The organism is Streptomyces sp. A 4/2, assembly GCF_940670765.1.
Lineage (GTDB): Bacteria > Actinomycetota > Actinomycetes > Streptomycetales > Streptomycetaceae > Streptomyces.
Map to the genome: position 1 here is coordinate 1 of NZ_CALNVW010000022.1, position 10,924 is coordinate 10,924.

Annotated in this window: 14 protein-coding genes and 1 pseudogene; 4 read left to right on the forward strand and 11 right to left on the reverse strand. The window is 67.4% G+C overall.

From position 1 onward, the window contains the following. Positions 1 to 23: 23 nt before the first annotated feature. A complete protein-coding gene (locus NBY69_RS17630; RefSeq protein WP_250301950.1) occupies positions 24 to 329 on the forward strand; it encodes a hypothetical protein in 306 nt (101 codons plus the stop codon). 107 nt (positions 330 to 436) lie between these two features. Here the strand turns inward: NBY69_RS17630 and NBY69_RS17635 are convergent, their stop codons facing one another. From NBY69_RS17635 to NBY69_RS17670, 8 genes are all read right to left on the reverse strand, one after another. Then, positions 437 to 748: an SCO5918 family protein gene (locus NBY69_RS17635; protein WP_250301951.1), complete on the reverse strand. Its 312-nt coding sequence runs from the start codon at positions 746 to 748 to the stop codon at positions 437 to 439. 269 nt (positions 749 to 1,017) lie between these two features. Further along, entirely contained in the window at positions 1,018 to 2,532 is a 1,515-nt protein-coding gene (locus NBY69_RS17640; RefSeq protein WP_250301952.1) for a DEAD/DEAH box helicase, read from the reverse strand. 320 nt (positions 2,533 to 2,852) lie between these two features. Further along, entirely contained in the window at positions 2,853 to 3,056 is a 204-nt protein-coding gene (locus tag NBY69_RS17645; protein WP_250301953.1) for a cold-shock protein, read from the reverse strand. A 590-nt stretch (positions 3,057 to 3,646) separates the two neighbouring features. Then, positions 3,647 to 3,985 carry a MerR family transcriptional regulator gene (locus tag NBY69_RS17650; RefSeq protein ID WP_250301954.1) on the reverse strand — a complete coding sequence of 113 codons (339 nt, stop codon included), beginning with the start codon at positions 3,983 to 3,985 and terminating at the stop codon, positions 3,647 to 3,649. Positions 3,986 to 5,013: 1,028 nt separating this feature from the next. Beyond that, positions 5,014 to 5,871, reverse strand: coding sequence for a class I SAM-dependent methyltransferase (locus tag NBY69_RS17655; protein ID WP_250301955.1), 858 nt, complete (start codon positions 5,869 to 5,871; stop codon positions 5,014 to 5,016). A 37-nt stretch (positions 5,872 to 5,908) separates the two neighbouring features. Then, the gene (locus NBY69_RS17660; RefSeq protein ID WP_250301956.1) at positions 5,909 to 6,253 is read right to left on the reverse strand and encodes a glyoxalase/bleomycin resistance/extradiol dioxygenase family protein; all 345 of its coding nucleotides are present in this window, start codon (positions 6,251 to 6,253) and stop codon (positions 5,909 to 5,911) included. 1 nt (position 6,254) lies between these two features. Continuing rightward, positions 6,255 to 6,434, reverse strand: a complete 180-nt coding sequence (locus tag NBY69_RS17665) for a CopG family transcriptional regulator (RefSeq protein ID WP_250301957.1) — start codon at positions 6,432 to 6,434, stop codon at positions 6,255 to 6,257. A 701-nt stretch (positions 6,435 to 7,135) separates the two neighbouring features. Then, complete coding sequence (locus NBY69_RS17670; RefSeq protein WP_250301958.1) at positions 7,136 to 7,438, reverse strand: hypothetical protein; 303 nt, start codon at positions 7,436 to 7,438, stop codon at positions 7,136 to 7,138. A 225-nt stretch (positions 7,439 to 7,663) separates the two neighbouring features. Here NBY69_RS17670 and NBY69_RS17675 point away from each other — a divergent pair, with 225 nt between their 5' ends. Genes NBY69_RS17675 through NBY69_RS17685 form a run of 3 tightly spaced genes read left to right on the forward strand, consistent with a single transcriptional unit; the run spans position 7,664 to position 9,306 of the window. Then, on the forward strand, positions 7,664 to 7,924 hold the full coding sequence (locus NBY69_RS17675) for a hypothetical protein (protein ID WP_250301959.1): 261 nt from the start codon (positions 7,664 to 7,666) through the stop codon (positions 7,922 to 7,924). Continuing rightward, complete coding sequence (locus NBY69_RS17680) at positions 7,896 to 8,429, forward strand: DUF6879 family protein (RefSeq protein ID WP_250301960.1); 534 nt, start codon at positions 7,896 to 7,898, stop codon at positions 8,427 to 8,429. The genes NBY69_RS17675 and NBY69_RS17680 overlap by 29 nt, the downstream gene beginning before the upstream one ends. A 25-nt stretch (positions 8,430 to 8,454) precedes the next feature. Next, entirely contained in the window at positions 8,455 to 9,306 is an 852-nt protein-coding gene (locus NBY69_RS17685; RefSeq protein ID WP_250301961.1) for a helix-turn-helix transcriptional regulator, read from the forward strand. A gap of 130 nt (positions 9,307 to 9,436) precedes the next feature. Here NBY69_RS17685 and NBY69_RS17690 read toward each other — a convergent pair whose 3' ends face one another. The 3 genes and pseudogenes from NBY69_RS17690 to NBY69_RS17700 form a co-directional block, all read right to left on the reverse strand. Further along, positions 9,437 to 9,649, reverse strand: coding sequence for a DUF6879 family protein (locus NBY69_RS17690; RefSeq protein ID WP_250301962.1), 213 nt, complete (start codon positions 9,647 to 9,649; stop codon positions 9,437 to 9,439). 152 nt (positions 9,650 to 9,801) lie between these two features. Beyond that, positions 9,802 to 10,440 (reverse strand): LysE family translocator, encoded by a 639-nt coding sequence (locus tag NBY69_RS17695; RefSeq protein ID WP_250301963.1) that lies wholly within the window; start codon positions 10,438 to 10,440, stop codon positions 9,802 to 9,804. A gap of 91 nt (positions 10,441 to 10,531) precedes the next feature. Then, positions 10,532 to 10,924 (reverse strand): annotated as a pseudogene (locus NBY69_RS17700) (helix-turn-helix domain-containing protein); the annotation flags it as partial.

Consider the following 10,924-nt stretch of genomic DNA (forward strand, 5'->3'; position numbering starts at 1 on the left):
GGAGATGCGGCGGGGATAGGGCAATGGACCACCCTGGTGCTGTCATCACCGGGCCGCTGGCTCCCGAAGCGGTCTGGAGGCAGCGGGTGCCGGAGGTCCTGGCGGACTCGGCCCGCCCGAGCGATTTCTCCGCCGCCTTCACCGCTACGACGCGTGAGGAGGAGCCGCCCACGCATCTGCATTTCCATGTGGCGCGGATTCTGCAGGGTGCGGTGGGGATCCCGGAGACGGGCGGGATGTACCGCGTGGCGATCGATGACGTCAGCGCTTGGACCATGGGCGACTTCAGCGCTTGGACCATGGGCGACTTCAGCTACTCCGACCACTGAATCACTGCGCGCTGAGGAATCTCCCGGCACGCGGTGAGGGTCCGACCGGCGCCTGCCGGGTCGGACCCTCACTGTTGTTCTGGTGGCGGCTCGTGCCTGCCCGTCGGTCAGACGGCGGCAGGGGCACCGAGCATCGCGGAAGCCTGTTGGAACGGGCTGGGAGCGCGCTTGGGCGCGGCGGTGTGGGCAAGGCCGGGGCAGGTGAAGCCGAGCTGGGTCATGGCCCGGAGGATTTCACCGGCGCTGAAATCGCGGCGGTCCTGGCGCGTGATGACCTGCCCGACCTGCTTGATCGGATAGGTGCGGCGGCCGATGATCACGGACTCGCCGATGACCTGTTCGGGCTTGACGCCCTTCATGGATTCCAGGACGCCGCTCTTGGTGAGGTCGAACGGGAAGCGGGCGATAACACAGCGCATGAAGCCTCACAGAGGGGAAGAAGGGGATGGTTGTGCCGCGGTGAGGCGGTCAGTGGGCAAGGGCGAGGACGCCCGGAGCGCTGCACTGCTCGTCGATGACCGACAGGGCCACTGCGACGGTCATGTCGTCGCAGACCTGCGGTCCGGCTGTGTCCATGGCGTCGGCCACCGTCCTGTGGGCAGGGGCGCCGCTCGACGGGCGGGGGTGCATGTGAATCAGTGCCGCAACGTGCCTCCTGCAGAGACAGGCCAGTTTCCTGATCACGGGTTCAGGCCGCCGCGTCGAAGGAGGACTGCCGCACGGTCGTGCGCCGGGCAGCTGATGCGGGGCTGCGTCGGCCGCGGGAGGCCGTGCTGCGGGTGCGCTCACGCCGTGCGGCCACCGGCGCGGTGATTGTCACGGGGATACCGGAGGGTGTCCGGGCGCCGGTGATCCGGCTGAGTGCTTCTTCCCCTGAGCGGACCGGGGTGGTCTGGGGGACGATGCCTGCGGCCGCCAGGAGGCGGGTCATGTCGCGGCGCTGGCCGGGGGTGACCAGGGTGACGACACGGCCGGACTCGCCGGCCCGCGCGGTGCGGCCACCGCGGTGCAGGTAGTCCTTGTGGTCGGTCGGCGGGTCGACGTTGACGACGAGGTCGAGGTTGTCGACGTGGATACCGCGTGCCGCGACGTTCGTCGCGACGAGCACAGTGACGTGCCCGGTCTTGAACTGGGCCAGCGTCCGGGTGCGCTGCGGCTGCGACTTCCCGCCGTGCAGGGCGGCGGCCCGCACCCCGCTGTTCAGCAGATCCTGCGTCAGCCGGTCAACGGCGTGTTTGGTGTCCAGGAACATGATCACCCGGCCTTCGCGGGCCGCGATCGCCGTGGTCGTCCGATGCTTGTCGGCGCCGTGGATGTGCAGGACGTGGTGCTCCATCGTGGTGACCGCGCCTGCAGACGGGTCGACGGAGTGGACGACCGGGTCGGTGAGGTAGCGGCGTACCAAGAGGTCGACGTTGCGGTCGAGGGTGGCGGAGAAGAGCATCCGCTGGCCCTCGGGCCGTACCTGGTCCAGGAGCGCGGTGACCTGGGGCATGAAGCCCATGTCGGCCATCTGGTCGGCCTCGTCGAGGACGGTGATCGCGACCTGGTTCAGCCGGCAGTCGCCTCGGTCGATGAGGTCCTTGAGGCGGCCCGGCGTCGCGACGATGACTTCGGCACCACGCCGCAGTGCGCTGACCTGCCTGCCGATCGGCATTCCGCCGACGACGGTGGTCAGGCGCAGGCTCACCGAGCGGGCGTGGGGGGTGAGAGCGTCGGTCACCTGCTGTGCCAGCTCACGCGTCGGCACGAGGATCAGCGCCAGCGGCTGGCAGGGTTCGGCGCGCTGTCCGGCGGTGCGGGCCAGCAGGGCCAGGCCGAAGGCGAGGGTCTTACCTGAGCCGGTGCGCCCGCGACCGAGGACATCGCGGCCCGCGAGGGTGTTGGGCAGGGTCGCGCCCTGGATCGGGAACGGGATGCGCAAGCCTTGCACGGTCAGTGAGGCCAGCAGCCGCTCGGGCATGTCGAGATCAGCGAACGCCTCGACGGCGGGCAGCGCGGGAGTGACTGTCTTCGGCAGGGCGAACTCGCCCGAGACCGCTGCGGGCCGCCGGCCCTGGCCGCCCGGGCGGCTCGGCCCTGCGGAACGGCGCGGGGCGGGCGAGCCGAAGCGGTTGCCGCGTTGCGAACCAGCGCCAGAGCCGAAAGCGGGACCGCCGGTACGGCTGCGAGAGGAGCGGTTGTTCGTACGTGTGGGGTTCATTCAGAACCTTCCTTGATACGGCACGTATCAAGGAATTCCCGCAGCGGAAGAACAGTGCGGGGAATCACAAGAACGGACCGAACGAAATGCGAAAGCAGATCTGGCCCGCGGCGAATCCGGTGTGAGTGCAGGCTATGAAATGGGTGGCGTCATGTGGACGTTAAATCCCGGACGTCTACGGGCGCACCTTTGAAGAGGCCCGCATTGCTGAAGAGGAATCCGCGGCGTCGTTGCCCCACAGGGGTAGACGCGGGAAATGCCCGTAGCTGGGGCCTGCACCCCGAGGGATGCGGGCCCCAGCTGCGAAGTGCTCGTCGGCGTCAGGCGGGAACGATGTTCTCGGCCGTCGGGCCCTTCTGGCCCGCCGCGATGTCGAAGGTGACCTTCTGGCCTTCGAGCAGCTCCCGGAAGCCATCGGCGGCGATGTTCGAGAAGTGGGCGAACACGTCAGCGCCGCCGCCGTCCTGCTCGATGAAGCCGAAACCCTTGGCCGCGTTGAACCACTTCACTGTGCCAGACGCCATGTCATATCTCCTTGTGGGGCAGTACGCCGGGACCCGCAATCCACGGATACCGGGTCGCCGCGATGATGCCCCGCCCGAAGAATAACCGGAAATACAAAACACTTCCTGCGGCTGAAAATACCGGTGAAAGTGTTGAAGTTTTGGGAAACCACTACTGCAACTGGGATCGACAGTAGCATGCGGTAGCGGCCTGTGTACGGTTAATAACTTCAATCTGCTCGTTGCGGTAAACACACTGTCCGCGCGGCGCATTAAACTCTCGTCTCGCGGTCATAGATATTGGGCCACCTGAAATTCAGGGTTTCAGGAAGAGCGGTCGCTCTTTCCGGCTCGGCGCGCACCACTATTTGCGGGTGACACCGCCCTGCGGCGCCGCCCCATCAGCCCGTATGCCGGTCCCGGCGCTGAGCCCGTAGGCCGGTCCGGCGCAGATCAGCGCCGCGCAGCAGCAGTGCTGCTGCGCGGCGCTCACACGAGTGCCTCAGATACCACCACCATCGCGCGAAACAGGCGGGTGGCAGGGCCCATCCGGGAAGCGGCTGTATACGAGCGCGGGCGGGAAGGTCGGGCGGGTGCCGGGACGCGCCGCCTCAGTCCGCAGTCGTCGGGTTCTCCGACTCGGCGGCGTGGCGGTATTCGGCGTTGATGCGCTGGGCTTCTTCGAGCTGGTCCTCAAGGATGACGATGCGGCAGGCGGCCTCGATGGGGGTGCCCTGGTCGACGAGCTCCCGGGCGCGGGCGGCGATGCGCAGCTGGTATCGGGAGTAGCGGCGGTGGCCGCCCTCGGAGCGCAGCGGGGTGATGAGGCGGGCTTCGCCGATGGCGCGGAGGAAGCCCTGGGTGGTGCCGAGCATGTCGGCGGCCCGGCCCATCGTGTAGGCGGGGTAGTCGTCGTCGTCGAGACGGCCGAACGAGTCGTCTGCTGTCATTTGCACCTCTCTGTGGAACGCATGGAGGGGCCCGGGTGCCATATGGCACCCGGGCCCCGAAGGAACTGCTACACCATCTGCCGGCCCTGACGCTGCACCGGCCTTCTGTTTCCGCTGACCCGACCTGGAAGTTGTCGGGGTTGCGGGGATCGCGGTTGCTTGACCGGAGACCACCTCACTATCGATGTCCTGCGGTACCCGGGCTCAAGACTTCCGCCCGGGCGATCCTGATGGCGCCTGGTCCTCCGTTTCTTCCCTCTGGGATCAGTCACTTACCTACTGCTGGTACTGCTCTCCTGCGTACTGCTCTGTGACCTGTAAAGCGCCACTTTCCGACAGCCAGCCCCGTCGCCCGTCCTGCATATGCTCTGGCTTAGAACCCCACTGCCGAACCTCCCGGTGCGCGCGTCCGCAGCCGACGCCTTCACCGAGGTGCTGCTCACTGACTTCACTGCGTACTGCACTTGCGGGTACTCGTTACTGCGTGAACTGCGGTACTGCTCGCGGCGGCCCCTGATCACTGCGGGCCACCCGGTCCGGCCGTCAGCCCCGTCGCCATCCTGCAACAACCCTGGCTTCGGAACTCCACCACCGCACCGTCCTGCGAACTGCAATTGCGGTACTCCTGCCCGGCAGTTCGTCTCTGCCGGGCCCTGCTGTCTCTCTGGGCTACGAGAGAAACCATAGCCACACCACCGCTCAATGTCTACCCCGGCCGACATAGATTTCCGTGGCCCGGGTGGGGAGGTAGTCGACATCGGCCACGGAACAGATGCGCGGCGTCGCACTCCAGCCAGGCTCGCCCGCACCATCGCCGTGACCCGCCAGACAGCCGACGGCAAACCCGTAAGCGCCCTCCTCGTCCGGTAGTGCCAAAACCGCCAGCGCCGGCCGGCCTCCCCGGGATCGCTCTCGTATATGGCCGCTGTACCGAGGTGGTCAAGGCCGAAATCAGCGAACCCGCGCCCAGGTGTCGGCGCCTTCTCGGTCGTCTGTCTCCATGGGCAGGCGGGTGATGGCCGAGGGCGTCAGACGGTGGCCACCAGCAGGTCCTCGCCGCTCGACGGGCGCAGTCCGTCGGTCCGGTCGGCGAAGTACCGGTCGGCGAAAGAGCTTCCTGACACGTGCCGGGTGTTCTCGAAGCCCGCGTCGCGGGCCAGTGTGAGCATCTCCCGCGGGGTGTAGAAGCTGATGAACGGTGTTCCGGATGCCTTCGCCTGCGGTTTGGTCGCTTCCAGGGCGGGGCGGTCGGCGTCGTCGATGAGTTCGGTGGGCAGCATGAACGTCATGGCGAGTGTCGAGCCGGGGGCGAGCGCGGTGAGCGTGCGCAGGGTGGCCGTGGTGGCGTCCTTGGTGAGGTACATGGTGACGCCGGTGCAGACGACGACCGCCGGCCGGGTGGGGTCGAAACCGGCGTCGGACAGCTGCTGCCACCAGTCCCCGTCCGCCTCGAAGTCGACCGGTACCAGGCGCAGCCAGTCGGGGATCCCGTAGCCGAGTTCGATCAGGCGTCGGCGTTTCCAGGCCTGGGTGCCCGGCTGGTCGATCTCGAACACCCGCAGGTGGGAGGCGACTTCCGGCCTACGCTGGGCGAAGGTGTCCAGCCCGGCGCCCAGGACGACGTACTGAGTGACGCCGTGCCCGGCCTGCTCGACGACCAGGTCCTCGATGAAACGGGCGCGGGCCACGATGGCTGCCCGGAACCCGCTGGTGCCGCGCGGGTCCATGTCCGGGCGCCGCCGCCAGCCGTCGTCGGGGGCCACCAGCCGCAGCCCGACCTCGTCCTCGATCACGTGCGGCGGCGGGTCGGCCTGTACGTGCAGCGCCCGCCAGAGGGCGGTACGCACCGCGGTGCTGTCCGGCGCTTCGTTCTGTTCGTCAGCCATGGCGTTCCCCTGTCTGTCGCGGTCGTCGTCGGCGCGGTCAGTTCTTTGCGGGGGCCTGGAGGCTCCACAGTCGGCCGTCGGGGTCGCGGACGGTCATCTCCCTGGTCCCGAAATGGGTGTCGATGAACGGCGTGACCACCTCGACGGCAGGATCGGGACGGAACGTGTCCGCGTCCGGAACCTTCAGCACGATCTGGGTCTGCGGCTCTCGGTCCTCGGGGACCTCGGCGATGAAGAGGTAGGGTCCGTCACCGTTGCGGAGCCGGCCGGAGTTGTGGTCGGTCGAGAACTCCAGCTCGTAGCCCAGCCCCTGGAAGAACTTCGCCGCCTTGCCCCAGTTGTGGGTCGTCAGGAATACGGCCTCGATGCCTTCGGTCGCCATATCAGGTCTCCTTCTCGGACGATTGCGGTTGCTGCCCATGGGCGTCGTCGAGGTAGGCGCGCAGGGCATCTGCGACCAACGCCGACAGGGACGAGCCCGAATCGATGGCGCGGTATTTGACCTGCTTGATCAGCCCGACAGGCAAGTACACGTTGAACTGCTTGACCTCTTCGTCACTCACATAAACGATGCTAGCACTCTAGCAAGCTAGGCGCCCAGTCCTGTGGGAGGTGAGAGTCAACAGGTCGGCGTGGGCAGTGGCAGCGCACTCCTTGCACCGTCCCGGCTCCGGCGCACGGAAGGCGCGGTCGCAGGAGTCGCAGGTCTGGAACGGGTGCGGGCGCGCGTGCGGTGCCGGTTCCGGCGGGAGTGGCGCGGGCGCGGTCCGGGGCTGGTCGCGGGGGCGGGTCGGTGAGCTGATTACCCAGTACAGCGACTTTTCCCTGGGTGCGGTCGGAGCCTCCGTGCGTCGCGGAACGCTACTGGTACGCGAAGAGCCCCGACCGCCGCCCCGCACGGGCTGACGGCCAGGGCATACGGATCAGCGCCTCGGGCTCGGCACCACGAAACCGCGCACGGGACGGACCCCGTCACGCGACGGCATTTGTGCCCGATTCCACGCTGCGACCAGTTCGGCATATCGCGGGTCGATGCTCTCCTGCACGGCTGGTCTCCTTTCTTCCCGGAGATTCCCTATCGGCGAGGAGTGCCCGGGTGATGACGGGGATCGGGGACGGGTCGGGACCGGGGCTCGGAGGGCGCTCACACTGATCTCCTCTGATGCGTTCGGTGGGGATTGACCCCGCCCTGGCCTGCTGCTCCGCCAAGAGGTCTGGCCGGGGCGGGAGTTCTCGTACGGCAGGTCGCCTCGCGGGCAGTCGGTCATTTCCGCGTCTCCCTTACGATGCGGCGCAGTTGTGCGCCCACAGGGCAGCCGGTGGTCAGGCAGTCCGGGCACTGTTCCGCGTGGGCGAGCACGGCCCGGTAGGCGGCGGTGCCGTCGTGGCGCTTGCACGCGCGGGGGAACCACTGGGTGGTGTGGTCGAGTATCCGTACGTCACGCGGGCCGAGATCGACGGCCGTCCCGGGGGCGAGGGTGATCCCGCACCACACGCAGTCCATGCCGCGTTGCTGGCGCTGGGACAGCGAATCGATCGCCGGTAGGGGTCCGAGGGGTGTGGGCATCCCGTGCCTCCGCAACGTGGTGCAGATGGTCAGCCCGGCACGGGAGGTCGAGCCGGGCTGCTGCTCGGGACGCTAGAGGCGGTACGGGTGCCGCTGCTACTGATGTGCATGGATGTGCATATACGGGAGCGCCCTAGGGGGATGGCCAGTTCACACCCTTGACCCGTGCTCCACGGTCGATGAGATTGGTGCACATCACCGCACAGCAAGACACGGAGGGTGGCCATGAACTTAGAGTTCATCGGGATCGATCCGAACACAGGGCAGAACGGTTCACCGACCGCATGGGTGGACCGGGAGAATGCCGACATCGTGCTGCAGAGCTACACAGCCGACGACGCCACCCGCGCGCAGTGCATGGAGAACACCGCACCGGGACACGCGAAGGGAATCCCGGAACACGAGAGCGTCATCCGCGTTCCCGTCCACCTGGTGCCGATGCTGAGGGAGGCCTGCGATGCCGCAGAGCGAGCCAAACTTTCGTGAACTGATGGAGACGGCACAGCATTCCGCCGTCCACCTGGAGATGCGCGACGTCTACGGGGTGGGCGACGAGGCCGATGACTTCACCCGCTGGCAGACCACAGAGCTTCGCGACGTCGATCCCGCCTCGGCCTACTGGACACCGTGGGTCGACCTCATCTCCCGCGCCACAAAGCGCGGCGTTACCGTCCGTCGGGCGCGCGTGGTCTCCGAACCTGTCACCGAGTACATCCGGTACGAGCACGCAGGTACACCCGTCAACGTGCATGCCGGGGAGCAGGTTCGGTGGCTGCCGCGACATCGTGCCGCAGACCTTCTGCTCCCGGGCAGCGACTTGTGGGTCTTCGACGGATCGGCGGTGCTGTTCAACCACTTCACCGGTGAGGGGAACTGGGCCGTACCGGGGATGGAGTTGCGCACGGAGCCGGACCTCGTCAAGCAGTGTGCTGACGCGTTCGAAGCGGTGTGGGAGCGTGGGACCCCGCACGACCAGTACGAGATCCACTGACAGGAAGCACCGAACAGGCCGACTCATGCCCATCTCTCCGTCGTCCTCAGCCCAGGAAGCCCGCGAGAACGTGGCGCGGCGACTCCGTGACCTCAGGAAGGACGCCGGGCTCACGGTCGTCGAGCTGGCCGTTCAATGCGGCTGGCATCACGCCAAGACATCGCGGATCGAGAACGCGAGGACACCACCGTCCACGACGGACATTCGCCTGTGGTGCCGCACGTGCAGCGCGCCCGACCAGGTCGCTGATCTGATCGCCGCATCACGGCACGCCGAGTCCCTGTACACCGAGTGGCGGCGCCGGGTGCGCACGGGGCTGCGGCAGTTGCAGGACAGCTACGTGCAGCTCTATCGCTCCACCCGCACGTTCCGGGTGTACTCCCCGACGCTTGTCCCTGGTTTCCTTCAGACGGAGGGCTATGCGAGGGCGTTGCTCAGCACGAACGCGCGGTTTCTCGATGTCCCCGACGACGGGCCGGAGGCAGCGGTCGCCCGGTTGGAACGCTCGCAGATCATCCACGAGTCGGGGCATCACTTCCTCCTGCTCATCGAGGAAGCGGTGTTGCGCTACCAGCTGGGCGATGCCGAAGCCATGGCAGCACAGTTGGGACAGTTGCTGACCGCCGGTGCGCTGCCGGCCGTATCGCTCGGCGTCATACCGATGGCAACGCCGGAACGAGCGCTGTGGCCGCAGGAGACGTTCAACGTGTACGACGACACCCTGGTCTCCGTCGAACTGCTCTCGGCGCAGGTGAATATCACGCAGCCGTCCGAGATCGCCCTGTACCTCAAGGCATTTGACGAGCTACGGGGCATGGCCGTGTACGGTGCGGCGGCACGCGCTCTGATCGTCAAGGCGATCGAAGCCCTGCACTGACCCGCGTGCGCGTGCTGTGCCTGTCGAAGTGTCCGTGTGCCCATGAACAGGACGGTAGACGGCTGTGTTTCTCAGCTGGCGCCGTGTTTCTCGCTGTTTCTCTTCAGGTCCCGGTCGTTTCCGATGTTGCTCAGGCGGCTTCAAGGCATGCGCGGGCGCGGGCGTTGACGAACCAGGGGCTGGTCGCGTCGTGTGGAGGCGCGACTCCTCGGTGGAACTGGCGGTACTCCTCCGTGGCCTGGTCGGCGGCGTAGTCCCGGCGGGTCTCCAGCCGCCAAGCGGTGTGCTCGAAGCTCTCCCGGAAGAAGTCGAGGATCTCCTGGGCTGGAACGGCGTCCTGCACCGTCACTCCTTCGGCGAGAAATTGATCAGCAACGCCCGGTCGACCACGACCATGGTTTCACCGGACAGGGGATTGACCATCTGTGCGATGTCCTCCGGCTCGGCAACCTCGTCCGGTGCTGAGCAGGGAGCCGTACTCCGACGGTCGGATCGTCAGTTGCTGAGTGCCAGCCTCAAACCGAAGGCGCCGATGACCGTGCCGGTGATCCGGTCGAGCAGGCGACGGGCGTGGGGCTTGCGGAGCCAGCCATGCAGGACGCGAGCGAAGCCGATGAGGACGGCAGACCAGAGCAGACCGATCAGGATGTGCACCGTGGTGAGCAGGAGGCCCATGGTGAAGTGGCCGGTGCCTGGGGGGATGAACTGAGGCAGGACGGCGACGTAGAAAGCGCCCATCTTCGGGTTCAGGAGGTTGGTGAGCGTCCCCTGCCGCCAGCCGCCGCTGACCGAGTCCGCGCCGGCGGCCAGAAGGGAATCGTCCACATCTGCCGCAGGCAGTCCCCGGAAGGTGTCCCGGAGCATGCGGGCCCCCACCCAGATCAGGTAGACGGCACCGATCCAGCGCAGCGCGGTGTAGGCGAGATGGGAAGCCGTGAGAAGCGCGGTCACTCCGAGGGATGTGAACGCACCCCACACCAGGGTGCCGGTCTGAATTCCGAGGACGACGCCCCAGGCTCTGTTGCGTCGGCCAAGGGCCGACGTGCGCAGGATCAACGCGGTATCGAGTCCGGGAGTCAGAGTGAGAAGCCCTACAACTAGGGCGAAGGACCACAGGGCGGAGCTTATTACCATGGAATGCCAGCTTACCTCGCCAAATCGCCTGCTTTGCCAGCGGGTCCGGTGGATCTTGAGCTGGTTGGCTTCGACGCCGAGGAGACAGGCTCTAGCTTTCGTCGGCAGCGCACTCCTTGCACCGTCCCGGTTCCGGCGCGCGGAAGGCGCGGTCGCAGGTCTCGCAGGTCTGGAACGGGTGTGGGCGTGCGTGCGGTGCCGGTTCCGGTTCCGGTGGGAGTGGTGGTGGGAGCAGGGTTGTCAGACGGTGGGCCAGGAAGCCCGCCGGGTGGTGCAGGGGTTCCTGGGGCAGCAGCGTGGTGAGGGTTTGCTGTACTGCGGCGGGCTCGACGCCCCGTTCCAGCCAGGCCGACACGGCCGGGGTGAGCCTGCTGATGTCCGCAGCGGAGAGCAGCAGGCGGGGGTCCCGGGCGCGGAGTCCGGCCAGGAGATCGGCGGCGGTACGGGCGCGGGCCGGGTCGGGGGCCAAGGGCCGGGGGAGCGG